A 24731-nucleotide genomic window follows, 5' to 3' on the forward strand; every position below is an offset into this window, starting at 1 on the left:
TCGGATTTTTGATAAATTTACAAAAACTAATTCTCAAAATTCGTCCAAAGCCCAATTGTATGGACCCCATCGAAATTTCATGAAAACATTTACCATTGTTCGCGGATTATTTGACACCAGAAAGCGGTCATTAATGATCGACAAAAATTTTATAAAGTTTGAAAATAAAGACCATAATAATGATCTTTTCAGCATTATCAATAAAGAAGATATTGCCGGAATCCGTTATGGTATTCATTTCATCAGAGGATACAGAATGACCATTGGACGGGAGTATCAGATTTTTATCAGGGATCAGTATGGTAAAGAACTTAAAATATTTTTTAAACTATTCTATGGTAGAAAATTAAATGAGAAACACACATTATATTCTGATATTGTTGATGCTTTATGGGAACATTTCATAAGTGATCTTGTTAAAAATTATCTTGAAAAATTCCGTAATAATGAAGAATGTACCATTGCGGGAATTCGTATTTTTAAAGACAGAATTGTATTTGATAAAAAAGAAATAGCATTGGAAGATATCGCCATAAAAAAATACCATCACCATTTTATAATACATTCTAAAAACGACCACTATAAAAATAAAATGCTTTATTATTTAAAAGATAAAGATGCTGTAATTGTATTAACCTTACTCAATCACATAACAAAAAATGAATAATATAGACCAAAAAAGATTTCCTATCGGTGAATTTCTACAGCCCGAAAACATTACTCGTGAACAATTAACAGACGCGATTGATACCATCAGCGATTTCCCGAAAAGGCTGAAAAAACTGGTAGAAAATATGTCAGATGAACAACTGGACACTCCTTACAGAGAAGGAGGATGGACGATACGACAGGTTATCAATCATCTTGCTGATAGTCATATTAATAGTTTCACAAGATTTAAACTGGCATTAACCGAGGATAATCCTACCATAAAACCCTATGAAGAGGCAAAATGGGCTGAATTAGCAGACAGTGTAACAATGCCTATAAAACCTGCTTTAAGAATGATTAAAGGAACGCATCAAAGATGGTCGGTTTTATTAAAAAGCTTATCTGAAGAACAGTTCAACAGAACTTTTCATCATCCGGAACAAAATATAAATTATACCCTGAAAAACAGTGCCACTTTATACGCTTGGCATTGTAATCATCATTTTGCCCATATTGAAAACCTGAAGAACGAAAAAGGTTGGTAAGAAAGACGCTTCATAACAAATACTTTTTTGATGAGATCAAAGTAAGGATCTCTAATCTATCTGCTGATTCTGAAAAGAAATGGGGCCAAATGAACGCTGCCCAAATGCTGCATCATTGTGATCTGGTATTGCAGGTTCCTCTTCAAAATATCAAGCTTCCGCAGATCAATCCTGTTTTTAAAGCAATAGGTATTCTTACAAAAAAGGAAATGCAAATTTTTAATAACGGAATTCCTCATAATATGCCTACTTTTCAAAAACTAATCGTTAATTTTGAATGTAGTTTTGAAGAAACCCGAAATAAGCTCTTAAAAACATTGGATCTTTATTGGGAAGCCTTTGAAAAAGAACGTTTACCCAAAGAGCATGTTCTCTTTGGAACCATGAAAAATAAGGACTGGGGATTTTTGGAATACAAACATCTCAACCATCATCTTAAACAATTTAATGTATGAGTTTTTTTGATAAAATATTCGGCGGAAAAGAAGAAGCAAAAGAGCAGAAATCATTTTGGAAGAAAATAGAATCCGAAGATGATCTTAAAATTGCTATTGAAAATTCTTATGCTTACAAAATTGCCATATTTAAACATTCAACAAGTTGTTTTATCAGCAAAACAGTCTTGAGAAATTTTGAAAAAGATATAGAAAGTATTGAAAATACTGACGATATAGCAGATCTGTATTTTTTAGATTTATTGGCCTACAGACCGCTTTCCAATAAAATAGCGGAAGATCTGGAAATAAGACATGAAAGCCCTCAATTGCTTGTCATAGAGAACGGAAAGGTAATTAACCATGCTTCCCATCAAGATATATCTATAAATCAATTATCATAATGAAAAATATTAATACCTATTTAGCAAACATTCTCGAAGTTCCCGTAGAAAATGTAAGTACATGCAGCCTTCATTATGAGATAAAAAAAGTGGCTAAGAACGATTTTCTTTTGCAATACGGAGAAATCTGCCGATACAATTTTTTTGTAGAAAAGGGCCTTATCAAAATGTATTCTATCGATAAAAACGGGAAAGAACACATTATACAGTTTGCTCCGGAAAGCTGGCTGATTTCTGACAGAAGCAGTCTTTATTTCAATGAAAAATCGGTATATTACATAGAAGCTGTGGAAGATTCTGAGGTTTTATTGCTACAGCCTGATTTCTTCAAAAAGCTGGTAGAACAGTTTCCGAATATTGCTCCAAAGAATGACATTCTGCTTCAGAAGCATGTAAGAAGCCTTCAAAACAGGATCAATTCTTTATTGGGAGAAACTGCTGAAGAAAGATACCTTAGATTTATAAAAATGTATCCGGATTTGTTATTAAGAGTTCCGCAATGGATGATCGCTTCTTATTTAGGGATAACTCCTGAAAGTTTAAGCCGTGTAAGAAAGGAACTGGCAAAAAAGAATTTTGTAACCGATAAATAAAAGTGGAATCACTTTGTTTGCAGAGATATAAAATCATTTTCTTTTTAGAAAGTGATTTTTTTTATGCACTGATTTCAAAGCTTGGCTGCTTACCTTCATTTACCATACTTTTATAGTATTCTGAAGGGGTTTTGCCTATTATCTCTTTAAAATAGCGGTTAAAAGATGACTTTGACTTAAAACCGGCTTCGTAAGCAAAAGATAAAAAGTTAATATTCTCTTCTTTTTCAATTGCTTTTTCTACTATATTTTTAAAATATTCAATACGGTATTCGTTAATATAACGGTAGAATGGTTTGTGTTTGTATCCGTTCAGCATTTCGCTGATCTGGTATTTATTGATCTCTGTTTTTAATGCAAGTTGATCGAGATTCAGGTCACAGTCTCTGTACAATTGTTTCTGCCTCACAGACTGATCCATCTTTTGCCAAAGTTCACTGAATTTTATTTCGTAATCAACCGTTTTTAACGATGTATCTTCTCCAATAAAGTCTTGATTGAATGTTACTTGAATATCTTTATTTAAATCAACTTTTGAAGATGCAGACATTTCGGTTTTTAAACTTTTCCTTACAATTAAAAGACAGATGACCAATAGTAAAAAGTAAGCGACACTTCTTATCGACAGGTTTATCAATTGGTTTTCTTCAGGATAAAGATAAAGCAGGGTCTTGGAAGCAATTACTCCTAATTCCATGATAAGAATACAGTAAGAAATTCTGTTAATGACATCATATTCTACCTTTTCAAGATTTTCCTTCTTATTTTTTCCGGCAATTAAAATACTTTTTAGAGGATAATACAGATTAATCGAAAATATTAAGTATAAACTGAAATTATTATACAGATCGAGCAGCTTTTGATCTACGTGATTTAAAATAACAAATACACAGGAAATGGTGAAATAAGCGATCATTAAAACAAAAAGCGGAATAAAAATATACCATTTTCCCGCCACAGAAAATTCTTTTTTTGTCTTGCTTAAAGTGTATAAATAGATCAAAGGACCATAACAAACGCCAATGAACGTATTCATTTGCTGTCTGATACTTTCATCAAGGATAAAATTGAATATAACGAACTTAATTGTCAAGTGAACAGCAATCGCTGAAAGCAGGAAAATAAAAAGATAATTCGATACCGATTTTCTTTCCCTGAACTGTAAAAGCCAAAGCGCCACCAATGCCTGAAAAGCCCCAATAATAACTATATATTGCATTCTTCCTTAGGTTTTCACAAAATAAATACAAAATTCTCATTTCATCATTCTGAAGTCTATTATTTATCTATTAAAAATCTTATTCACCATTTAATATTGAGTTCATAAATAAATAACAAACAGTTAAACAAAATTAAAATACTGGAAATCAAATAATTAAAAGTATTATTCCAACGAGTGACACGTTACCGATTCTGGTTTTTTCCTTCGGACGAATAGAAGTGATCCGTACCCCAAATTTGCATCAAAAAAAAATCTATGAACAATTCAATTGGTTTTTCAAAACAAAAGTCAAGAATCATTCAGATATCCGCATTTTTTCTGATGGCATCTTTGGGAACCATTCATGCACAGTCAATCAGAGGAACTGTTGTAGGTAAAACAAATGGAGCACTTCCGGGAGCCAATATTTCAATTGTGGATGCAGATGCGAAAGCAGTTTCAGCATTAGACGGAGATTTCAACCTTCTTTCACCCAAATTGGGAGAGATCAACCTGAAAGTAGAGTATATCGGGTATGAAACAAAAATTTTCCCGATCACTATAAAGGAAGGAACCAACGATATTGGTTACATTACGATTGCTCCTGAAGAGAAAAAGAACAAGGAGAAAGTAAACGATATTCAGCAGGTGGTTATTTCAAGACCTAATGCTTTAACTCAGGCTAAAGCTTACGAGATCAAGAAAAACAACAACGCCATCATGGAGGTAATTGCTGCCGATGCGATCGGAAAACTTCCCGACAGAAATGCTGCAGAAGCGGTACAAAGAGTTCAGGGTGTTGCTGTGGCAAGATATCATGGAGAAGCGGATCAGGCAACGGTAAGAGGAACTCCTTTTTACTGGACATCGGCTCTGTTTAACGGAAACAGATTGCCAAGTGCCAATGTCATGGGAAACAGATCATTTGTTTTAGATGTTGTTCCGTCTGAATTGATTCAGTTTGTACAGGTTTCAAAGGCAGTAACTCCGGATATGGATGCCGATGCTATTGGAGGAAGTATCAATTTTATTACCAGAACTACACCCGCAAGAAAAACATTAATCGTGAGTGGAGCAGGTGGCTATAATACCTTTTCGCATAACGGAACTTATAATGGTTCGATTGTATATGGTGACCGTTTTTTCAAAAATAAATTAGGAGTAATCTTATCGGGAGCGATCTGGGACAGACAATGGGGAGCGGATGCTTTTGATGTCACTTATAATACCGGATTATCCAATGATACAGAACGTAAGTCTATCAATACAGTGATGATGAAGCGTTATATGGGGACCAGAAGAACGATCGGACTCAATGGTGGTTTAGAATATAAATTTAATGCCAATAACAAGGTGTATTTCCGTGGAATGTACAATAAGTTTGATGACATTCGCCCTGTATACGAATCTTATGTAGACTATACCAATAAGAGGTATCAGTATAATTTCAGATATTCTCATTATCAGACAGAATTATACGGAATGGAATTGGGAGGGGAACATACTTTAGCTCCAAAATTAAGCTTGGATTGGATGGCAAGCAATTATCAGGCAAATTACTTCTTAGACACTCCGCCTACAAATGATACGAAAGGGCTTCCTATTGCCACTTTCAGACAGAAAATCAATGGTGGTTTTAATAATTTAACCAATGGAAGAAGATATTGGGGCTTCGATTCTCCCACCGGAACAGGAGGTAATTATTTAGATTACAGTTCAGATGTTTCCGATCCGGCAGAAGTGATGAGCGCCGATAAATTATTGCTTTCTCAATTAGTTATTGCAAAATTGGATAACAATGAGCGTGACAGAATAGCAAGAGTTAATCTAAAGTATGAGCTTAATCCTAGTATCACATTAAAAGTAGGAGCAAAATACAGAACAAAACAGAGAAACAGTACTTACGGATATAATCAGGTGTATGCTCCGACTACAGCCAATTTATTAAGCTTATCCCAACTATCAACAGAGCAGGCTGCGCAGGGAACACAGTTCTTGGGAGGAATGAATAATAATTTAGATGCTTATATTATGAATCCGCCAACGAAAGGGCAACTTTTTGATTTGTTCTCTCCGGGCTTCTTATCACAAAATAACTTCAAAGATTTTTCCAGTGCAGCGGGTAATGCAACAAGCGTTTACAATGGTGAGGAAAATGTAATGGCGACTTATGCAATGGCAGAAATAAAAGCATCTGAGAATTTTAAAATTATCGGAGGTTTTAGAAATGAATCTACCAGATTATCATTGTACGGTTCAAAATCTACACAACAAGGAACAACAGCAGTTATTTCCCCTTCAACGGTAGAAAGTAATTACAATGCTTTCTTACCAATGTTACACATGAAATATAATTTCACACCAAAAGCTAACGTAAGATTTGCCTATACAAGATCATTTGTAAGACCAAATTTTGGAGATATGTCTCCGGGAGTGAGCATCGACAACACCACAAGTCCAAACGTGATTACCAAAGGAAATCCCGACCTGAAACCTACATTCAGTGACAACTTCGATGTAATGGGAGAATACTATTTTGACAATATTGGTCTTCTTTCAGGAGGCGTATTTTATAAAAAAGTATCAGATGTTGTTTTTAATGATGCTTCTATGATGAATCTTGACGGAACCAACTATCTTGTAAAGCAGGCTAAAAACCTTAATGATGCAAATTTAGTAGGCTTTGAAGCAGGAATCAACAAACGTTTCGATTTCTTACCCGGCTTTTTCAGTGGTTTCGGAGTAGAATTCAATTATACATACATCGATTCAAAGGTGGATGTTCAAAGAACTGACGGTAGTTTAACTTCTGATCGAACCACATTACCTAACCAGTCTAAAAATATGTTTAATGCCATTCTATACTATGAAAACAGTAAGTTGATGGTTCGTCTTGCCGCCAATTACAGAGGTAAATCTGTAGAGTCTATTAACCAGCAATTGGGAAGTCAATATTACATCTGGTCCGATAAAAACTTTACGATAGATTTCTCTGCAAGCTACGATATCTCTAAGAAAGTTAAGCTATTTGTAGAGTTAAATAACATCAACAACGAAAGTTTAAGACAATACATGGGAGATAACAAACAAAGAATTACTTCTCACGAATGGTACGGAAGCAGAGGACAGTTGGGAATTCGTTGGCAGGTATTTTAATCTAAAATCTTATTATAAAAATGAAAAAAATAATTTTAACATTGGCAATCGCTACATTGGGAGTTTCAGTACAGGCGCAAATAAAAGACAGCGCAAGACGTGTCGTAAAGATGGAAGGTGCCTATAATTTCAGAGATACAGGAGGATATAAAACCACTGATGGAAAAGAAGTTGCTTTGGGAAAAGTATTCAGAAGTGATGCAATCGACAAATTATCGGATAAGGATTTAAAAACTTTTAAAGATAAAAAAATCGTAACCGTAGTAGACTTCAGAGGCGTGGAAGAGGCAAAAAAAGCACAGGACAGACTTCCAGCAAACACTTCTTACATTCTTTGTCCTGCAGGAAGCAATAATCTTCCTACCGCTCAGGATATGGCAAAATTCTTAAAAGACAAGAATTTCCTGTTTGATATGTATGGAGAAGGAGGATTGCCTTATTTTGGAGAAAGATACAGAACTTTATTTGTTCAGTTATTAACCTTAAAACCGGATGAAGCATTACTTTTCCATTGTACGGGAGGACGTGACAGAACCGGAATGGCATCCGCTTTATTCTTAAATATTTTAGGAGTTCCTCAAGATGTAATTGAAAATGATTATGTTGCTTCCAATTACTATCTGGCTAAAAATCCAACCATGAAAGGAATGTATTCAGGGCTTTCAAAAATGTCAGGATTAACGGAAGCTGAAATCAAACAGCAAATGGAATTGAGACCTGAATTGATCAGAAATTTCTTCGCCGCCATCAATAAGAAATACGGAAACGTAGAAAATTTCTTTCAGATAGAAATGGGAATCGGACCGAGAGAAATTGCAGTTTTAAAACAGAAATATCTTAAATAGTCAATTGTAAAAGATCAATTTACTTTGCCTGTCAATTTTACTAAATCTTACTTCAAATTCTTCGTTGACCTGCGAAGCAAAATTGACAATTGACTATTTTTAAAAAGACCTAGTTAGATTTTTATTAAAATAAGCCGTGTAGAATCTTCTCACGGCTTATTTATTCTCAGAAATTTTTAAATGAAAACTTTTCTGCAAATCACTCCAGGCGCCACCGTTGTAAACATTTTTAAAGCCTTTTTCTTTTAAAATACTTTCTACTTTTACACTTCGTAAACCATGTGAACACACTGTGATATATGTTTTATCAGGATCAAGTTCAATATATCTTTCTCTGATCGTTCCTAGAGAGATATTCTGCGAACCTTCAATATGGCCGGTTTCATACTCTTTTTCCGTTCTTACATCCAGAATGATCGCTCCGTTTTTAATTAATTTATCCAAACCATCGTCTAATGTTTGATATTTATATACGCGATACACCATATAGATCAGCAAAGCAATTCCGCAAAAAAACAATATATTTTTCATAGTTTGCTTAATATTTTTTTATCAATATAAAATGTTCCGAACGGAATAATACACGCCAAAAGTACTTTCCAGGTGATTTCTTTAAATTTCCAGTTCTGTTCAACGCCAACGCTTAACGTATTGAATAAGAACAGGAGAAATAGAGAACCGTGAATAGGTCCCATCATCTTTACAAAAGCCGGATTGTCAAATCCATATTTCATGGGAACGGCTATAAATACTAAGGTTAACAAAGAAATCCCTTCAAGAATCGCAATGATTCTTAAACGTCCGATTTTGGTTTTAAATAAATTAAGCATAATTATCTGAAATAAGGTCTGTTAGCAAGAGGAGAGAAGGGCCACGGAATGGCAATAAAGATGATGAGTAAAGCAATCAGAAAGTAAATCAGCATCGTTTTAAACTTCTCTTTATCAGTTTCTTTTCTTTTTGAAACGGCTGATCCGATGGTAATTAAAATAATTGAAAACAACATCAGAAAAATGTGAATGAGTCCGAAAAATAAAAGATCAAAAGATTCCTTCGCTTCGTTGAAATTCTTCCAAAAGTATTTAACGATCTGACTTTGAGAATACAATGTAATCCCCAACACCAACTGAATATGGGCAATTGTTGCTGTCCAGTGTCTCACAGAATTATCCATCTTTGAAAATACTTTATTTGAAAAATAGCCTTGATACGCTCTGTAAACAGAATATAATAAACTCATTAAAACCAGCCATCGAAAAGTGGAATGCAAAAAGGTAAGTGTCTGATACATCATCAAATTTTTATGAACCGGACAAAGGTATAACAAAAACATACTAAATAGTATGTTTTTAGCTAAAAAAATTATTTCAACGTATCGAAATAAGACTTAAGTCCTTTTAAATAAACCAGATAAACTGATTTTGAATTTTCTAATTTCCCTAAATTCCGCACTCCCCAATAACCGGATAAGACAAAAACAGCCACTTCTTTTGCATTCACACCTGCTTTTACAATTCCTGTTTCTTTTCCTTTTTCAATAGAATCAATCATGGTGTTTTCCCACTGCTGGGAAAGATGGTTCAGAGCTTTTGTAAATTCAATATTCCAGGGAGCCATTTCCTGAGTAAAATTGGAAGCGGGACAACCGTATTCAACCTTTAAGTTTTCGTTTTCGATCAATAAATTATACATTAATTCATAAATCGCATCCAACGGATTTACAACCGTTTGAAAAGGTTCAATAAAAGTATTTTTGAAGTTGGGAATCATGAGTTCATTGATGATCGCCAAACCCATTTCGTCTTTGGTTTTAAAGTGATAATAGAAAGCCCCTTTCGTCACCTGGGTGGTGGCAATAATCTCATCTACACTAGTGGTTTGATACCCATTGACGTAGATAAGCTCAAAAGCTTTCTGGAGAATATTGAGACGGGTTGCTTCCGATTTTTTCATAAAATACCAGCTGGTCTTTTTTACAAAGGAACGATATTTTAATGAAGAAAAAAAGAACTGTCCGGAAACAGCTCTTTTCTGATGATACATTTAAGGGATTATTCTTTCTGCTCTCAGTTTTTCAAATACATCAAGGAAAGATCTTTCCGTATTCTGATATTCACTGAAACCTAAATTTCGGCTGTTGGTCATATCACACATCACTTCAAGAGGTCTTCCCAAATCAAGATCTGTATGCCATGCTGAAGATAAGCGGTTCAGATTTTCTTCTTTTAACTGGTATTTCTGGGCAATATTCTTCCAGATTTCCTGATCATTTTCCATTTCTTTTTCCAAAGGCCTGATCTGATCTTCAAATCCTACCGCTTCAACTCCAAACCAATCGGCTAATCTCTGCCAAAGCCATTTCCAACGGAATACATCTCCGTTCGCAATATTAAAAGCCGTATTTTCCGCTGATTCTGTAGTCGAAGCCCAAACCAATTGTTTAGCTAAAATTCTGGCGTCTGTTACATCTGAAACTCCGTTCCATTGCTCGAAAGATCCGGGCCAGATAAACTTTCTTCCGGTTTCCTTACAGATACTTGCATACACCGCCAGTGTAGAAGCAATATTCATCAGGTTTCCGATCGCGTAACCCACTACAGTATGCGGTCTGTGAATACTCCAAGTAAAACCGTCTCTTTCTGAGGCTTTATACACTTCATCTTCCTGAGCATAATAAAAATTAGGTAACGGAAGTCTCGGATGCTCTTCTCTTACGGGAGTTTCAGGCAGTTTCCCTTCTTTTGCATAGGCTTCGAACGGGCCTAAATAATGTTTCAAACCTGTTACCAAAGCAACATGCTGTACCGATTTTTTAGGGGATAAAACATCTAGTAAGTTTCGGACTAATGCACTGTTTACACGAATATTTTCCTCTTCCGTATCATTTCTCATCCAGGTAGTAAAATAAACATGAGTAGGAGAGATGCCTTCCAAAGCATTTTCCAGACTTTTAACATCCAATAGATCTGCTTTTATCGGAATTAAGCCTTCAAGTGCATTATTCGGATTTCTAGACAGTCCATACGTTGTCCAACCTTGTGAAATCAGTTTCTGGGCAAGATTGCTTCCTGTAATTCCGGTAGCTCCGACTACCAGTGCCGTATTTTTGTTTTCCATAATAGTAAAATTTATTTCACAAAATTATGGTGAGAAACAGGCTGAAACACTTGACCTAGATCATGTGTTTCTCTTGATCTGGATCAAGTTTATTGAGTGGAGATCTTTTTACGGATTCTGCTTACCGTTTCAGGCGCCAATCCCAGAAAAGAAGCAATAAGATTGTGCGGAACCCGCTGAATAACTTCAGGATTTCTCTGAGCAAACTGGGTATATTTTTCTTCAGCTGTAAAACTGTTGGAAACAATCAGCCGATAATCTTTCGTTACCAGACTGTTTTGATATAAGATCCTGAAATAACGGTCCATGACAGGAATGGTAAGCATCAGGTTTTCATATTCTTCACGGGTGATCATCAACAGCTCTGTTTCTTCAATAGCATCAATATTCAGTACCGATTTTTCCTGATTGATAAAGCTGTTGAAATCTGAGATCCACCAACCTTCAAAGGCAAACATATTGATGTGCTCATTTCCTTTTTCATCCATAAAATAAGACTTTAAAAGGCCTTTACTTACAAACGAAAGACATTTGCAGATCTCTCCTTCCTGCAATAAATATTGCTTTTTCCGAAGTTTTTTAAAGGTGAAAAACGACTGCAGTTCATTCTTCTGTGCTTCCGTTACATCCACCTTATTCTGAATATGGGAAAGGAGAGTCTCAAACATGAGGAAAATATTTATTCAAAAATACTATTTTTCAAAATCATAAAAATTCAGTCCCACTTCTTCATTTTTCGTCTTAACAACTTTTGTATTTAACGGATAAAAAATAAACTCGGCTGCTCCACGAATTTTCGCATCCAAAAGGTGACCTGCCAAAGCAGTATAATCTTCTCTTCCTAAAGTGATGTGCAAATGTAGCATGAGCTTTCCTTCAATTTCAGAGACGTTTCCTGAAACATTGGTTACTTCCATCTGTTCTTTAAATGTTTTATCAACATAAGACTTGGTAGAAGGAGTGAAGAAGCGTAGAGTAGCTTCATTCACAGCTCCGATTCCGGTAACTTCACCTGCCTGAATATGCTGACTATTTACAAAATCGGTTAATGATTCCACAATACTGGCTTTATCCTGTACACTGACAATATAGGTGGTATCAACTTTTCTGGCAGACCAGTTTTTTCCTTTTAAATTCTGTGCGTTCATAAGATGAGTCGTTACAATGAATAAAAATAAAATATTCCGGATATTTTTCACTGAATGTTATTTTCAGGTTTATATTTTTCATAAAACCAAAACAGTCCGAACAGGTAGAACGAATGTAATAACTGTGCTTCAATTGCCGACCAGTTTTCAATGGAGCAGCTTCCTAAAATCAAAATACTCATGACAGTCAAAGCTCCGTACAGCGTATATTTTGTTTTGAAATTAACCAATAACAAAATACCGAGAATGGCTTCCACAACAGGTAAAAGATAACTGAAAGGCACAATTAAAGCTGTCGGAATTGCAGATTTTTCCATACTCGTAACCATCCATTCGCTGAATGTCTGAAGTTTTGGCAAGCGAACCAAGCCGTGCCCCAACAACGAAACCGCAACCGGAAGTCTCAGAAAAAAGAAAGCCGTTTTAAAATCTTTCATATTTTTTATTTTTATGGGTAAAATAGAACTTCTAACTTTTTTACCTAGCCCTTTTTACCTAAAAACTGAATAATTCCAATCACATCCTGTTTTCCAAAACCTTCATCATGAGCCGACTGGTAAGTTTCAATCAAAGTTTTTGATAAAGGAAAATCTGCTCCGGCATTTTTTGCCAGTAAGATGTCTTTTAACATTAAATCTAATGCAAAAGCCGGATCATAATTATCTTCTATCAATAATGGCGTTTTTACCTTTGTAGCACCGCTTCCGCTTGCACTTTCGTTGATGATTTCCAACATATCTTTTCTTTCAATTCCCAATTTATCTGAAAACAGAATGGTTTCTGCCAATCCCTGATAAATCGTTGAAATAAAATAATTAACGGATAATTTGGCAGCAATTCCTTTTCCGTTTTCGCCCAAATGCTTGATCGTTTTTCCTAATTTTTGAAGGTAAGGTTCTGCACGTGTAAGATCTTTTTCTTCACCACCCACCATAATAATCAATGTTCCGTCTGCCGCAGGTTTTGTACTTCCCGCAACGGGTGCGTCAATAAATCCGGCTTCTTTTATTTTCACAGCACTTGAGATTTCATTGGTCGCTTCCGGAGAAATCGTACTCATGTCTACAAAAAGTTTCCCTGTGATATTCTGACTTAAAACTTCTTCATACACAGCTTTTACCGCAGTGTCATTCGTAAGCATGGTGAAAATAACATCACTGTTTTTTACCACTTCAGAAACACTATTATAAACAATTGATTTTTCTTTAAAATCTTCTGCTTTTGCTATGGTTCTGTTAAAAACAGCAAGCTCAAAACCTGCTTTTTCTAAATTTTTCGCCATCGGATGTCCCATATTTCCCAGTCCGATAAAGCCTATTTTTTCTGCATTCATTTTTTTACTTTAAATAAATTACTTGATATGAGTATAAAAATCAGGAGTAGGATTTAAGCTTTTATTCTGCCATTGATGCCAATACGGATAAATAGGAGGGATTTCGCTCGCTTTGTCCAGCTTTTCAACTTGTTCCCTGGTAAGATTCCAGCCTACTGCCTCTAAATTTTGCTTTAATTGTTCTTCATTTCTGGCTCCTATAATGATACTTGAAACCGTAGGACGCTGAAGCAGCCAGTTGAGAGCAATCTGAGCAATATTTTTACCCACTTCGGCAGCAACTTCTTCCAACGCATCAATGGTATTGTAAAAAATCTCTTCCTGAACCACAGCTTCCGGAACAGGACTTCCTCCCTGTGCAATACGGCTGTTCTGCGGAACCGGTTTGTTTCTTCCGTATTTTCCGCTCAGACGTCCGGATGAAAGGGGAGACCAGACAATAGCTCCTACATTCTGATCTAATCCGAGAGGCATCAGTTCCCATTCGTACTCACGGTTGGCTAAAGAATAATAGACCTGATGTGCAATGTATTTGCTCCAACCGTATTTTTCTGAAATTCCCATCGATTTCATCAAATGCCAACCTGAAAAATTAGATGCCGCAATATAACGGACTTTTCCGCTGGTTACTAATTCATCAAGAACTTTCAGGGTTTCTTCGACAGGAGTATTTCCGTCGAATCCGTGCATATGATAAATATCTATATAATCTGTTCCTAATCGTTGCAGGCTTCCTTCAATCTGTTTCAAAATATGTGCTCTTGAAGAACCCTGATTGAGCGGATTTTCACCAAACGTAAAAGTAGTTTTGGTAGATAAAATAAGCTGATCACGGGGAATTCCTTCTATGGCTTTTCCGAGAACGCTCTCAGATTTTCCATTGGAATAAATATCGGCCGTATCAAATAAATTGACTCCGGCATCCAAACAGATATTAATCAATCTATTGGCTTCATCAGCCTGAGTGCTTCCCCAAGCTTTGAAAAAATCGCCTTCACCGCCAAATGTGGCAGTTCCGAAGCTTAGAACAGGAACCTTTAGTCCTGATTTTCCTAAAAATCTATATTCCATTTTTACTTCTTTTTTATTGACTTTTCAGTTTTTTCATAAATTCCATGATTGCAGGTCTCAATTCCTCAAACAATGGATGCTGCTTGTTTTTGATCATCACTTCAGTAAAAAGTTTTAATCCTAAAGCGAATTCATGTGCCGTATTTTCGTCTTCAAAGATTTTCTTCGACTGTATTACTTCAAAAATATGAAATAAACTGTCGTGATTTTCAAAATCAAATTCTAAAGTTCTACCGCCTTCTGAACCGTCTTTTAATGATAATTCCTGAAGGGTAAGATGGTATTTATTGTTTCTTTTTTCCATAATGATAAAGTGAAATTTGAATAATCAATTTGCAATTTTTGAATTACGCATTGACCATTCAAATTTTTAGCTTAAAAATTATTAACTAGTTCGTTTATTGTATTTATTTCTTCTTTGCTTAGAATAATTTCAACAGCTTTTGCATTCTGAACCGCCTGTTCTGCATTTCTCGCTCCGGCTAAAGCGATGGTAATTCCCGGTCTTTCGATGGTCCAGCGCAAAACTAACTGTCCTAAAGTCGCATTGTGTGCTTCTGCGATTGGTTTTATCTGATCTAAAAGTGCATTGGTCTTTTCAATAAATTCAGGCTGGAAATGCTTGTGACTGGCACGGTGATCTCCTTCCTGAAACTGATATCCGTTATAGATTTTTCCGGTCAGCAAACCTCTCTCCAACGGACTGTACGCTAAAATTGATTTATTATTTTCAATGCAATACGGCACCGTTTCTTCTTCAATTCCACGGTTTACCATACTGAAAGGAATCTGATTGGAAACCAGATTCAATGTTTTCTCCGCTTCTGCCATTTGTTGGGCATTGTAATTACAAACTCCTGCAAAACGTACTTTTCCCTGCTCAATCAGTCTGGAAACCGCTTCAAACGTCTCATCAATCGGCGTAGTAGAATCCGGCCAGTGAATCTGATAGAGATCGATATAATCTGTTCCCAATCTTTGTAAGCTCTGTTCGCATTCATAAATAATGCTTTCTTTTCCTGCATATTTATAGACATCAATATCTTTTCCGTCATTATTTTTACTGTGCATGGCAAAATCACCTTTTGCGAGATCCCAACGCATTCCGAATTTTGTCAGGATCTGAACCTTGTCACGGGAAATCCCTTTGATGGCTTCTCCCACAATTTCTTCGCTCGTTCCCTGTCCGTAAATCGGAGCGGTATCTATGGAAGTTACTCCCACGTCATAAGATGCTTTGATGGCTTCAACAGCTTCATTTCTATCTGTGCTTCCCCACATCCAGCCTCCTGCAGCCCAAGCTCCAAAAGTAATAGCCGATACTTTTAAATCACTGTTTCCTAATTTTCTGTAAATCATTCTTATTTATTATTTGTTTTTATTTTCACTACCCAATAAGGCGGTTTTCTCAGATCTTTTCCGTCATTAAAACTGGGTAGTCTGTTCCATTGTCCTAAAGTAACATATACATAGCCATTCCGATAGGCTAAACCATCGGGCCAGACAAAATTTTCTTTGTCGTGAGAAAGCAATTTAAATGTTCTATCCTTACTTCTCTGAACAATAGATTGTTGTTCAAAAGCTCCAAAGAAAATATTCCCTTTTTCATCCTCTGCCAATCCGTCGCAAGCCGGATGTTCTCCTTCAAATTTCACAGCGTTTTCAATCTGCTGTTCTGTTGTCTCAAAATTGCTTATAATTTCCGTTGAAATACTATAAAGCTTCCTGCCTGTAATGGTTGTCCAGTACAATGTTTTTTCATTAGGACTTATGGCAATACCGTCAGCTCCGCCATTAGGAAAAGTCTGGTTTTTAAAATCATATACTTTAGGCTCTCCTTCCAGAAATCCCATAAAACCGGCTTCCGGAGAAGTTGAAAAATGATTGAGTAAAACTTCTTTTGCTTTCCCTGTTGCAATATCCAGCACTACCAAAGAATAATGCTGACCAAATCCTGAATTAGCAATATACACCGTTCCAGATTTCCCGTGGGAAAGATCAACACGAAGATCATTGTAATGCGCATCATCTGCCAACACAGGTTTCGGAATAATCACCGAATGCAGTATTTTTTTTGTATTGATGTCGATCGCAACTACTTTTGCCGCACCTTCAGGAATTTCCTTTATTCCGGAGCGTTTTCCATCATCTAAAACCCAAAGAACATCATTTTTATCAATATACATTCCATGGGGTGAAACCAGCCAGTCTTTATAAGGCTTTGTACCTGGATAGACATACTCTTTATTGGGAAAGGGAATTAACTGATCATTCACCAGTTCTGCCAAAGCAAATTCTTTATGATTATCAGCATGACGGGGAAATCCTAAAAAGACACGGTTTTCAGAACTCACGGCAATTCCCGACGGATCCGGATTTGGCGGATAGATTTTTGTAACAACTTCATAAGTTGTCTGTGCATTTGAAAAGAAGGTCATTCCTACCAAGCAAAAACTTAAAAAAATTGTTCTCATTGTTTGTTTTTTATTTGGTAAAAGCTCCTTTACTGACTTTTTTTCCGGCTTTATATACAGAGACTATTTTTCTTGTGTCTTTAATCTTTTTTGCAGGATTACCGTCAACTACGATGAAATCTGCTGTTTTTCCGACCTCAAGAGTTCCGAAATCCTTATCAATTTTTAAAGCTTTTGCTGAGTTTTTTGTTGCTACTGTTAAAGCCTGAAGAGGAGTTAATCCTGCCTCTGTCATAAGCTGTAATTCCAAATGTTCTGAAAATCCTTGTGCTCTTAAAGGCATCGCCCCGCTGTCTGTTCCCATCGCTACTAAAATTCCTGCATCAAAAACTTTTTTAAGATTTTGTTTAGCAATTTCAAAAGCTTTCATATTCTTTGTAAAATTCAGGGAATTTTTAAGATCATTCTGATATTTTTCAGAAGTAATCATTTCGTAAACACCCGGTTCAAGGGAATTTTTAAAGAAAGGATCATTGATCCATTCCGGTTTTTTGGCATAAATAAAAGCAAACTCATCCAGAGAAAGGGTAGGAATATAGACAATTCCCTTTGCTTTCATCTGAGCCAGAGTAGTATCGTCAATGACTTCACTTCTGATACTGTGTCCGATAATATCAATACCATCTGCAACTAATTTTTTCAGGTCAGAAAGATAATAAACGTGTGCAGCAACTCTTAGATTTCTTTTATGTGATTGTTCGATGATGGCTTTATAGATTTCAGGCTTGATTTTAATCTTATATTTTCCGTTAAAATCATCCACCCAAATCTTTACAAGTTCGGGATGTACTTTTGCCAGACTGTCCATTTCGGCAGGAATCTGAGCTACAGAAGTTGGCCGGAAAACTTTATCCATCGCAAAATCGAGTGGTGGAGCTCCGTTGGCAACTCCGAAACCATATCCTGCGGAATGAATTCTTGCTCCTTCGATTTCTCCTTTTGCAGATCGGTCTCTCAAACCGCTTTCAAACAAAAGAGGACGGTCTGTTCCCATCACCATTATATTCAATACTCCGTAATTCTGGTATTTTTTTAATTGTGAAAGGATATTTTCTTCAGTATAGTTTTCAGGTTTTGTAGTCGTTCCTTTTAAAGTTCCGATATGGGAATGGGCAGAAATCAAAGCGGGAATAATAGTTTTTCCTTTTAAGTCTACTGTTTGAGCATCTTTATCTGAAATATCATTTCCTATTTGGGCAATTTTCCCGTTTTTAACTAAAATTTTTGTGTTTTCAATGGGATTTCCTCCGTTTCCGTCTATCAACCGGACGTTTTCCAGTAATAAAATTTCATTTGAAGCCTCCGGATTTTCTTTATTTTTCTGATTGCAGAAAAGAAGTAAAAAACTGGCCAATAAGGCTCCTGATATTTTGGTTAGCATCTTCATATCTGACATGTTTTTGGTTGTTGTAAAATTGAAAAGGGAACAAGAATAAATACAACCGGAAACTATATTTAGAAAATAATTTTTTCGGTCTATACAAATTTTGCTAAAAAAATTCATTTTAAGGTTGTAAAAATCATTTAACATATTGTAACTTTAGGTTATGAAACGAAAACAGTTCGAGCCTTTGGAAATTGATGTGTTTGAAACATCTGTTTATCCTTTTCCCAATCACAGTCACACCTATTATGAAATGGTCTACATCTTCAAAGGATGCGGAAATCATTATTTCAATAAATTGGTAATTCCCTATAAAGCCGGAGATCTTTATTTGATTTCTCCCGAAGACGAACATTTTTTTGAGATTAAAAAATCCACTAAGTTCTGTTTCATCAAATTCAATGACAGTTATTTTGAAACCAATAAGCATCTTTCACCGGATAATCTTACCACAACTTCTCCGGTTGATATTATGCGGAATCCTTTGTTAAAGGAAGAAAAACTGAGCTTTGATGAACCCTGCAAGACGATTCTGAAAAAAACGGTTGAAAATATTATTGAGTACAACGGATTTCACAAAGTTTCAGATTCTCCGATCATGTTTTTCCAGATTTTATCCCTGTTTGGATTAATTCGTGAAGCGTCCGCAAAATTTTTAAATATTAATGTAGAAAGCGGAACCATTAAAAAAGATGATCTTATTTCTTACATTCATCAAAACATTTACAGTCCGGAACTTATAAGAATTAATGCGATTTCTAAGCATTTTAATATTTCAGACACTTATTTTGGAGCCTATTTTAAAAGAAATTTTGAAGTTTCTTACCGGAAATACATCACAGATTATAAATTGAAATTGATTGAAAGAAGGATTCAGGCGGGACAAATGACCATGAAGCAGATCGCATTTGAATTTGGTTTTACCGACGAAAGTCATTTAACCAATTATTTTAAAAAGCAGCTGAACATTAATCCTTCCGATTATAAATTTCAGCATACCTCATAAGTTGATAAAACGAATTTTTCTTTGTTACAATTTTTAAAATCAATAAAACTTACGGAAATTTGCAAAAAATAAATCAATGAAGGTAATAGATTTTGAGCGTTGGAACAGAAAGGAGCACTTTGAATTTTTTTCGAGCATGAAAAGCCCGTATTTCGGCTTTACAACAGAGGTTGACTGTACAAAGGCGTATGATTTTGCTAAGGAAAACGGGGAGTCTTTTTATGCGGTTTATCTTTATAAATCAATGGTCGCGATCAATACAGTAGATGAACTGAAGCTCAGAATTGTAGATGGAAATGTAGTGTTATATGATGAAGTTCACGTCGGAGGAACCATCGGAAGACCAGATGGAACGTTTGGATTTTCATTTTTTCATTATTCTCCGGATTTTGAAACTTTTAATAAAAGTTTACAGGAAGAGATACAGTCTGTTCAAAATTCTACGGGTTTAGGAATCAGTAATGATGTTTTACCGATCAATCACATCAGACACACTACCATTCCCTGGAATTCTTTCAGTGCCATTTTACATCCGACCAATTTTGATCCTAAAGAATGTATTCCGAAAATCGCCTTTGGAAAATTCAGTATCAGAAACGGAAGAAAATTCATGCCGGTATCGATAGAAGCTCACCACGGATTAGCAGATGGTCTTCATCTTGCGAAGTATATTGAAGAATTTCAAAAACAGCTGGATCTTTAAATAATAACCACAAAAGTCACAAAAGATATTTATAAAGCTATTAATTAGATCGTAAAAGTTCTCAAAAGAATAAAAATCAAAGATTTTTAAAAACTTTCAGATTCTTTTTCAGCTTAATAATCAACTTTATACAGCATATAAATCTTTTGTGACTTTTGTGGTTGAATAAAAAGTTCAAACTCGTTTATTGCTATTAAGATTTTTCATTTTTAGGAATATTGTACGCTTCATTAAACAGATGATTAGGTTTCAGATACACCACATTGTTCTGAAAATCAAGAATGCTATTGAAACGCTTCAGAACTTCACCTCCTAAAAAGTTTGTACTAAAACCTGCAGGCTGATTATATGAATTGATCTGAGCCGGGACATTTTTCAAGACATATTTCCCGAAGATCAATTTCTCATTAAGTACCGTTTCCATAGGAATAGCGTCTTTATTTGAATTATACACCACCGTTTTTGCGATTACAGGTAAATCTACTTTTGGATAGCCACTTTTTGTAATTAAAGCATTATCCAATATCAATGTTTTTTGAAATCCTGAATCAAATAAGAACCTGTTTTTATATTTTTTATTGTTGACTTCCATTTCTACATTGATGCAGAAATGTTCTTTCATCAGTTCCATTTCAAATTTTTCGTAGTCTTTGCTTATTTTAGGACGTTTAGTGTGAACGACAATGATGTTTTTGTCATAATCTATTTCTACCACTTTACCGTCAAAAGCATTCCAGCCAAACATACCGTCACATCCGTGTCCTGTTGTTTCAATCGGATAAACCTGCTGATGTTTCCATTCCAGATTTCCTACAGCGAAATCATTATTACTGATATCCTTCATCGTTAATTGTTTTCCGGCAGGATTCAGGTATTTTTTTATAGCATCTTTTATCAGATAAAAACCTGTTGCTCCGGTATCAAACATTAAATCAACATCATCTTTATGATTAAGTTTTCCTTTAAGCTTTATGTTATTCTGCTCTGTAAGAACGAAAGAAAGAGTATCTCTCTGAACAGGTTTAGCTTTAGAAAAGTTTTTGATCTCCGGACTTTCAAATCTGGTAAGACAGGAATCTTTTCCTTTAAACAGGACTATAAAATCAAATTTTTCGTCTGGTTTCAACTTAACTTCAATAGAGTCTATATCGGTTTTTAGTTTTACGTTTTTAAACTTTACATTTTTTCCTGTAGTATAAGTATCGGGTTTTACTTTAGGATTTAAAAACCAGTTTGTTTTTAATTCATTGTTTTCGATGATTGTTACTTCCTGTGCATTAGATTTTACAACAGGCAATTTTTTTTGTGAAAATACCAGAGTAGAGCTTATTATAAAAAGGGTAGATATAGACAGTTTCATTGTATGAATTTGTTTAGGGTTATTTATTTACAAATATAAACCAACTCACTAAGTAAAGAAATAAAAAAGAGTGAAACTCAATAGCAATAATCAGTTTTTTTTATAAACTTTTGGCAAATTCAAATTTTTTTCAAAATTTAATAGTTACTTTACGTTTTTAAATATAAGTATGTCTTCAAAAAGTTTTTCAAGTCTGTGTCAGAAGATCTTCAAGGGTCGATTTTCTGCTTTGTTCAGTATTTTAGTGTTATACATTTCATTGTCTTTTTTAATAAGGACAGGTTTTCTTATTGTTTCGATAAAAGATGTAGATTTTAATATTTTCTCTGTTTTAAGGGCTTTTATTACTGGTTTTCTTTTTGATTTTACAATAGGATCATTATTTATGTTGCTGTACGCAGCATATCTTTTTGTTCTTCCCAAGAGGTTTATTGGCTCTCTTTTTGACAAAATTTTCAGCTATTTTTATTTTACGCTTATTTTCATTATCATTTATTTCAGTCTCTTGGCAGAAATTCCGTTTTGGGATGAATTTGGAGCTAGATTCAACTTTATTGCAGTAGATTATCTGATCTATACTTATGAAGTCGTAGAAAACATCAACCAGTCATATCCTTTACCGCTTATTGCAGGTGTTTTGATTCTTTTAATTGTCTTAACTTTTGTTGTATTTAAAAAATTAAAGGTTTTCAGAAATACTTTTACAGACAAAAAGCCGTTTGCTTCACGGGCAAAATATTTCCTGCCCCTTGCTGCGATCACTGTAGTTTTAGCAATGGTTTTGAAAAATAAGCAGGCAGAATTCAGCAATAATTTAATTGTTAATGAATTAGGAAAAAACGGAGCATTTTCTTTTGTAACTGCTTTTAAATCGAATGAACTAGATTATCAGACATTCTATCCGAAAGTATCGGATCAGGAAGCTTATAAAACATTAAAGCAAAACCTTATACAAAATAACCAAAGCTATACCTCTACACAATACGATGATATTTCAAGACTTACAAAAGGAGAGAATGAGCAAAATCCGAATATCATCCTGATTGCTATTGAAAGCTTCAGTGCTGATTTCTTAACTGCTTTCGGAAATAAGAATAATCTTACTCCGAATTACGATAAAATGGCCAACGAAAGTGTATTTTTTACTAATTTATACTCAACAGGAACAAGAACGGTAAGAGGAATGGAAGCCTTAACTTTATGTGTTCCTCCAACACCGGGAAACAGTATTGTAAGAAGACCTAATAATCAAAATTTATTCTCAATTTCTACTGTTTTACAATCGAAAAAATATCAACCTTATTTCATTTACGGAGGAGACGGTTATTTTGACAATATGAATAACTTCTTTGGAGGACAGGGTTTTGATATTGTAGACAGAGACAGAGGAAACCCATTATCTGATGAAATTAAAACCAAAAGATATGCGATAGAAGACAAAGACGTCAATTTTGAAAATGCATGGGGAATCTGTGACGAAGATCTTTATAAGCAATCTATAAAATATGCTGATAAAAGCAGTCAGGAAAACAAACCTTTTTTCCAGTTTGTTATGACAACATCTAACCACAAACCTTATACTTTCCCAAATGGTAAGATCGATCTTCCGCAAGGAGACAGAGATGCTGCGGTGAAGTATACAGACTATGCTTTAGGACAGTTTATTGCTACGGCTAAAACAAAACCTTGGTTCAAGAACACTGTATTTTTAATTGTTGCAGATCATTGTGCAAGCAGTGCCGGAAAATGGGAGATCAATATTGCAAAACACCACATTCCTGCGATTATTTACAACCTGAATCATACACCGGAGAAAATAGACCGTCTGACTTCTCAAATTGATCTTATGCCAACATTATTCGGATATTTAAACTGGAATTACACTACAAGTCTGTATGGAAAAGATATTAATCAGACAAAACCAGGTGAAGAAAGAGCCTTCTTAGGAAATTACAGAACATTGGGATTATTAAAAAACAATGTATTCACGCAGATTGATGACAGAAAGAGAGTAAAGCAATTTAATGTGACCGGAGCAGATCAGTCACTATCTGAAGTAAAGTCTAAAAACAACAATTTGGTTGCAGAAACCATTGCTTACTATCAAACAGCAAGCGAAAGATTTAAAAACGGAAAAATGAAGCAGAAATAAGCTGATTTTTCAATATAAAAAAAACTCTTCTCTATATTTTAGAGAAGAGTTTTTATTTGAATCTTATGTTTTTTTAATAACCATTAAGGTATTAAGAAAGTTAAGATCTATTTGTTATATTATAAAATAAGGTCATTTTCACCTTAATGAATCTCAATTTCTTAATGGTTGAAATCTATACATACATCATTTTTAATTTTGAAATCATAATGACATTTATATAAAATAATATTCGATTAAAATTCTAGAATAGATTTATCAAGATCATGATATAACAATACTTTCCAATGATTTTCAATGGCTTCTTTCTGCCATTTCACTCTTAGTTCCATCGCTTTTTTTCCATCAAAATCACTTTTATAAGCAAGATGATATTTTAAATAAGATTCCTGTGGAAGATTATCCGCTCCGTAAAAAACCGTTTCATTATTTTCTTTAATCCAGAAAACCTGCATAAAAGGCGTGTGACCTCCAACTACTTCAAAAGAAATCTCATCAGTAATCTGACCTTGATCTTCATCCATCCAAACAATATTATCCAGTTCAATCAGTTTTTCCAGCGTGTCAAAGTCAAAAGAATGATTTCCTTGATTTTCCATAGCGAAATCCAGTTCTCTTTTTTGAATATAGATTTCTGCGTTGGGAAAAGTCGCTTCAAAACCATTTCCGTTTCTTGTAATCACTGTTTCGATATGATCTTTATGAAGATGTGATAACAAAACTTTCGTTACCTGATTGGGATTAATATTTTCTTTGCTGAGAATTTCAGAAATTACAGTTTCTCCATTTTCATTTTTCCATCCAATTCCGGCATCCAGCAGAATAACATCATTTTCTGTAATAATTAAAAAAGGAGTGACCGACATTTTAATTCCTTTAATCAGATCCTTATTTTCATCTGTTAAAAGCGTAAAATCTTTGGTCTTGTTGGTAGAAAAATTTCCTTCTTTTAATGGTATAATTTTCATACCACAAAGTTCTTCATAATTTTTAAAATAAAGAAAGCTTTTTCTCAATACAGATCATTGGTAAAAGCGATTATCACTTAAGATTATAAATTATTTAAAAGTTTATTTAACATTTTAATCAAGTCTACATCAAAAGAGTGTAATCGATTGCTTTTTGACAGTTCTTTGTCAAAAATTAGTAATAAA

Annotated in this window: 27 protein-coding genes; 10 read left to right on the forward strand and 17 right to left on the reverse strand. The window is 34.7% G+C overall.

Annotated elements, in window-relative coordinates; translation table 11 throughout:
- Nucleotides 1-79 precede the first annotated feature (79 nt).
- From JI747_RS04145 to JI747_RS04165, 5 genes are read left to right on the forward strand one after another with little or no spacing between them, the layout of a single operon-like run.
- Complete coding sequence (locus JI747_RS04145; RefSeq protein ID WP_225686480.1) at nt 80-667, forward strand: hypothetical protein; 588 nt, start codon at nt 80-82, stop codon at nt 665-667.
- Complete coding sequence (locus JI747_RS04150; protein WP_225686481.1) at nt 660-1196, forward strand: YfiT family bacillithiol transferase; 537 nt, start codon at nt 660-662, stop codon at nt 1194-1196. Before JI747_RS04145 ends, JI747_RS04150 begins: the two co-directional genes overlap by 8 nt.
- A complete protein-coding gene (locus JI747_RS04155; RefSeq protein ID WP_225686482.1) occupies nt 1190-1651 on the forward strand; it encodes a hypothetical protein in 462 nt (153 codons plus the stop codon). Before JI747_RS04150 ends, JI747_RS04155 begins: the two co-directional genes overlap by 7 nt.
- On the forward strand, nt 1648-2034 hold the full coding sequence (ytxJ, locus tag JI747_RS04160) for a bacillithiol system redox-active protein YtxJ (protein WP_225686483.1): 387 nt from the start codon (nt 1648-1650) through the stop codon (nt 2032-2034). Before JI747_RS04155 ends, ytxJ begins: the two co-directional genes overlap by 4 nt.
- Nucleotides 2034-2627 carry a Crp/Fnr family transcriptional regulator gene (locus JI747_RS04165; protein ID WP_225686484.1) on the forward strand — a complete coding sequence of 198 codons (594 nt, stop codon included), beginning with the start codon at nt 2034-2036 and terminating at the stop codon, nt 2625-2627. The genes ytxJ and JI747_RS04165 overlap by 1 nt, the downstream gene beginning before the upstream one ends.
- Before the next feature lie 61 nt (nt 2628-2688).
- Here the strand turns inward: JI747_RS04165 and JI747_RS04170 are convergent, their stop codons facing one another.
- Nucleotides 2689-3846 (reverse strand): helix-turn-helix domain-containing protein, encoded by a 1158-nt coding sequence (locus JI747_RS04170; RefSeq protein WP_225686485.1) that lies wholly within the window; start codon nt 3844-3846, stop codon nt 2689-2691.
- Nucleotides 3847-4104: 258 nt separating this feature from the next.
- Here JI747_RS04170 and JI747_RS04175 point away from each other — a divergent pair, with 258 nt between their 5' ends.
- Complete coding sequence (locus JI747_RS04175) at nt 4105-6984, forward strand: TonB-dependent receptor (protein WP_225686487.1); 2880 nt, start codon at nt 4105-4107, stop codon at nt 6982-6984.
- A gap of 20 nt (nt 6985-7004) precedes the next feature.
- Nucleotides 7005-7829, forward strand: a complete 825-nt coding sequence (locus tag JI747_RS04180) for a tyrosine-protein phosphatase (protein WP_225686489.1) — start codon at nt 7005-7007, stop codon at nt 7827-7829.
- A gap of 156 nt (nt 7830-7985) precedes the next feature.
- Here JI747_RS04180 and JI747_RS04185 read toward each other — a convergent pair whose 3' ends face one another.
- The 14 genes from JI747_RS04185 to JI747_RS04250 all read right to left on the reverse strand — a co-directional run bounded on the left by JI747_RS04185 (nt 7986) and on the right by JI747_RS04250 (nt 18359).
- Nucleotides 7986-8360 (reverse strand): rhodanese-like domain-containing protein, encoded by a 375-nt coding sequence (locus tag JI747_RS04185; RefSeq protein ID WP_225686491.1) that lies wholly within the window; start codon nt 8358-8360, stop codon nt 7986-7988.
- Nucleotides 8357-8659 carry a DUF3817 domain-containing protein gene (locus JI747_RS04190; protein WP_225686493.1) on the reverse strand — a complete coding sequence of 101 codons (303 nt, stop codon included), beginning with the start codon at nt 8657-8659 and terminating at the stop codon, nt 8357-8359. Before JI747_RS04190 ends, JI747_RS04185 begins: the two co-directional genes overlap by 4 nt.
- Before the next feature lie 2 nt (nt 8660-8661).
- The gene (locus JI747_RS04195; protein WP_225686495.1) at nt 8662-9162 is read right to left on the reverse strand and encodes a hypothetical protein; all 501 of its coding nucleotides are present in this window, start codon (nt 9160-9162) and stop codon (nt 8662-8664) included.
- Nucleotides 9163-9191: 29 nt separating this feature from the next.
- Nucleotides 9192-9872: a TetR/AcrR family transcriptional regulator gene (locus tag JI747_RS04200; protein ID WP_317197612.1), complete on the reverse strand. Its 681-nt coding sequence runs from the start codon at nt 9870-9872 to the stop codon at nt 9192-9194.
- On the reverse strand, nt 9873-10946 hold the full coding sequence (locus JI747_RS04205) for an SDR family oxidoreductase (protein ID WP_225686496.1): 1074 nt from the start codon (nt 10944-10946) through the stop codon (nt 9873-9875).
- A gap of 89 nt (nt 10947-11035) precedes the next feature.
- The gene (locus JI747_RS04210; protein WP_225686497.1) at nt 11036-11614 is read right to left on the reverse strand and encodes a Crp/Fnr family transcriptional regulator; all 579 of its coding nucleotides are present in this window, start codon (nt 11612-11614) and stop codon (nt 11036-11038) included.
- A gap of 24 nt (nt 11615-11638) precedes the next feature.
- Nucleotides 11639-12094, reverse strand: a complete 456-nt coding sequence (locus JI747_RS04215; protein ID WP_225686498.1) for a PPC domain-containing DNA-binding protein — start codon at nt 12092-12094, stop codon at nt 11639-11641.
- A gap of 47 nt (nt 12095-12141) precedes the next feature.
- A complete protein-coding gene (locus tag JI747_RS04220) occupies nt 12142-12531 on the reverse strand; it encodes a MauE/DoxX family redox-associated membrane protein (RefSeq protein WP_225686499.1) in 390 nt (129 codons plus the stop codon).
- 44 nt (nt 12532-12575) lie between these two features.
- Complete coding sequence (locus JI747_RS04225) at nt 12576-13427, reverse strand: NAD(P)-dependent oxidoreductase (protein WP_225686500.1); 852 nt, start codon at nt 13425-13427, stop codon at nt 12576-12578.
- Nucleotides 13428-13445: 18 nt separating this feature from the next.
- Nucleotides 13446-14498, reverse strand: a complete 1053-nt coding sequence (locus JI747_RS04230; RefSeq protein ID WP_225686501.1) for an aldo/keto reductase — start codon at nt 14496-14498, stop codon at nt 13446-13448.
- Nucleotides 14499-14511: 13 nt separating this feature from the next.
- On the reverse strand, nt 14512-14802 hold the full coding sequence (locus JI747_RS04235) for a DUF3861 domain-containing protein (RefSeq protein WP_225686502.1): 291 nt from the start codon (nt 14800-14802) through the stop codon (nt 14512-14514).
- A 71-nt stretch (nt 14803-14873) separates the two neighbouring features.
- Nucleotides 14874-15857, reverse strand: coding sequence for an aldo/keto reductase (locus tag JI747_RS04240; RefSeq protein WP_225686503.1), 984 nt, complete (start codon nt 15855-15857; stop codon nt 14874-14876).
- A 2-nt stretch (nt 15858-15859) separates the two neighbouring features.
- On the reverse strand, nt 15860-16972 hold the full coding sequence (locus JI747_RS04245; protein ID WP_225686505.1) for a major royal jelly family protein: 1113 nt from the start codon (nt 16970-16972) through the stop codon (nt 15860-15862).
- Nucleotides 16973-16982: 10 nt separating this feature from the next.
- Nucleotides 16983-18359, reverse strand: coding sequence for an amidohydrolase family protein (locus JI747_RS04250; RefSeq protein ID WP_225686507.1), 1377 nt, complete (start codon nt 18357-18359; stop codon nt 16983-16985).
- A gap of 160 nt (nt 18360-18519) precedes the next feature.
- Here JI747_RS04250 and JI747_RS04255 point away from each other — a divergent pair, with 160 nt between their 5' ends.
- A complete protein-coding gene (locus tag JI747_RS04255; protein WP_225686509.1) occupies nt 18520-19362 on the forward strand; it encodes an AraC family transcriptional regulator in 843 nt (280 codons plus the stop codon).
- Nucleotides 19363-19438: 76 nt separating this feature from the next.
- The gene (locus JI747_RS04260; RefSeq protein ID WP_225686510.1) at nt 19439-20065 is read left to right on the forward strand and encodes a chloramphenicol acetyltransferase; all 627 of its coding nucleotides are present in this window, start codon (nt 19439-19441) and stop codon (nt 20063-20065) included.
- A 193-nt stretch (nt 20066-20258) separates the two neighbouring features.
- Here the strand turns inward: JI747_RS04260 and JI747_RS04265 are convergent, their stop codons facing one another.
- Nucleotides 20259-21425, reverse strand: a complete 1167-nt coding sequence (locus JI747_RS04265) for a hypothetical protein (protein ID WP_225686511.1) — start codon at nt 21423-21425, stop codon at nt 20259-20261.
- Between the two features lie 169 nt (nt 21426-21594).
- Between JI747_RS04265 and JI747_RS04270 the strand changes: the two genes are divergently transcribed.
- A complete protein-coding gene (locus JI747_RS04270) occupies nt 21595-23577 on the forward strand; it encodes an LTA synthase family protein (protein WP_225686512.1) in 1983 nt (660 codons plus the stop codon).
- Nucleotides 23578-23813: 236 nt separating this feature from the next.
- On the opposite strand, the gene JI747_RS04275 is transcribed toward JI747_RS04270, so the two are convergent.
- Nucleotides 23814-24545 carry an MBL fold metallo-hydrolase gene (locus tag JI747_RS04275; protein WP_225686513.1) on the reverse strand — a complete coding sequence of 244 codons (732 nt, stop codon included), beginning with the start codon at nt 24543-24545 and terminating at the stop codon, nt 23814-23816.
- Nucleotides 24546-24731: the final 186 nt, after the last annotated feature.

The sequence above is a fragment of the Chryseobacterium tagetis genome, from assembly GCF_016735585.2.
GTDB classification, from domain to species: domain Bacteria; phylum Bacteroidota; class Bacteroidia; order Flavobacteriales; family Weeksellaceae; genus Chryseobacterium; species Chryseobacterium tagetis.

What these genes read in the sequence shown, in the direction of transcription:
- JI747_RS04165 (WP_225686484.1), top strand. Translation starts at nt 2,034, where the DNA reads ATGAAAAATATTAATACCTATTTAGCAAACATTCTCGAAGTTCCCGTA.
- JI747_RS04225 (WP_225686500.1), bottom strand. Translation starts at nt 13,427, where the DNA reads ATGAATGCAGAAAAAATAGGCTTTATCGGACTGGGAAATATGGGACAT.
- JI747_RS04215 (WP_225686498.1), bottom strand. Translation starts at nt 12,094, where the DNA reads ATGAACGCACAGAATTTAAAAGGAAAAAACTGGTCTGCCAGAAAAGTT.
- JI747_RS04265 (WP_225686511.1), bottom strand. Translation starts at nt 21,425, where the DNA reads ATGAAACTGTCTATATCTACCCTTTTTATAATAAGCTCTACTCTGGTA.
- JI747_RS04270 (WP_225686512.1), top strand. Translation starts at nt 21,595, where the DNA reads ATGTCTTCAAAAAGTTTTTCAAGTCTGTGTCAGAAGATCTTCAAGGGT.
- JI747_RS04180 (WP_225686489.1), top strand. Translation starts at nt 7,005, where the DNA reads ATGAAAAAAATAATTTTAACATTGGCAATCGCTACATTGGGAGTTTCA.
- JI747_RS04200 (WP_317197612.1), bottom strand. Translation starts at nt 9,872, where the DNA reads ATGTATCATCAGAAAAGAGCTGTTTCCGGACAGTTCTTTTTTTCTTCA.
- JI747_RS04240 (WP_225686503.1), bottom strand. Translation starts at nt 15,857, where the DNA reads ATGATTTACAGAAAATTAGGAAACAGTGATTTAAAAGTATCGGCTATT.
- JI747_RS04230 (WP_225686501.1), bottom strand. Translation starts at nt 14,498, where the DNA reads ATGGAATATAGATTTTTAGGAAAATCAGGACTAAAGGTTCCTGTTCTA.
- JI747_RS04260 (WP_225686510.1), top strand. Translation starts at nt 19,439, where the DNA reads ATGAAGGTAATAGATTTTGAGCGTTGGAACAGAAAGGAGCACTTTGAA.
- JI747_RS04175 (WP_225686487.1), top strand. Translation starts at nt 4,105, where the DNA reads ATGAACAATTCAATTGGTTTTTCAAAACAAAAGTCAAGAATCATTCAG.
- JI747_RS04245 (WP_225686505.1), bottom strand. Translation starts at nt 16,972, where the DNA reads ATGAGAACAATTTTTTTAAGTTTTTGCTTGGTAGGAATGACCTTCTTT.
- JI747_RS04170 (WP_225686485.1), bottom strand. Translation starts at nt 3,846, where the DNA reads ATGCAATATATAGTTATTATTGGGGCTTTTCAGGCATTGGTGGCGCTT.
- JI747_RS04235 (WP_225686502.1), bottom strand. Translation starts at nt 14,802, where the DNA reads ATGGAAAAAAGAAACAATAAATACCATCTTACCCTTCAGGAATTATCA.
- JI747_RS04185 (WP_225686491.1), bottom strand. Translation starts at nt 8,360, where the DNA reads ATGAAAAATATATTGTTTTTTTGCGGAATTGCTTTGCTGATCTATATG.
- JI747_RS04205 (WP_225686496.1), bottom strand. Translation starts at nt 10,946, where the DNA reads ATGGAAAACAAAAATACGGCACTGGTAGTCGGAGCTACCGGAATTACA.
- JI747_RS04150 (WP_225686481.1), top strand. Translation starts at nt 660, where the DNA reads ATGAATAATATAGACCAAAAAAGATTTCCTATCGGTGAATTTCTACAG.
- JI747_RS04145 (WP_225686480.1), top strand. Translation starts at nt 80, where the DNA reads ATGAAAACATTTACCATTGTTCGCGGATTATTTGACACCAGAAAGCGG.
- JI747_RS04250 (WP_225686507.1), bottom strand. Translation starts at nt 18,359, where the DNA reads ATGAAGATGCTAACCAAAATATCAGGAGCCTTATTGGCCAGTTTTTTA.
- JI747_RS04220 (WP_225686499.1), bottom strand. Translation starts at nt 12,531, where the DNA reads ATGAAAGATTTTAAAACGGCTTTCTTTTTTCTGAGACTTCCGGTTGCG.
- ytxJ (WP_225686483.1), top strand. Translation starts at nt 1,648, where the DNA reads ATGAGTTTTTTTGATAAAATATTCGGCGGAAAAGAAGAAGCAAAAGAG.
- JI747_RS04255 (WP_225686509.1), top strand. Translation starts at nt 18,520, where the DNA reads ATGAAACGAAAACAGTTCGAGCCTTTGGAAATTGATGTGTTTGAAACA.
- JI747_RS04190 (WP_225686493.1), bottom strand. Translation starts at nt 8,659, where the DNA reads ATGCTTAATTTATTTAAAACCAAAATCGGACGTTTAAGAATCATTGCG.
- JI747_RS04275 (WP_225686513.1), bottom strand. Translation starts at nt 24,545, where the DNA reads ATGAAAATTATACCATTAAAAGAAGGAAATTTTTCTACCAACAAGACC.
- JI747_RS04210 (WP_225686497.1), bottom strand. Translation starts at nt 11,614, where the DNA reads ATGTTTGAGACTCTCCTTTCCCATATTCAGAATAAGGTGGATGTAACG.
- JI747_RS04195 (WP_225686495.1), bottom strand. Translation starts at nt 9,162, where the DNA reads ATGTTTTTGTTATACCTTTGTCCGGTTCATAAAAATTTGATGATGTAT.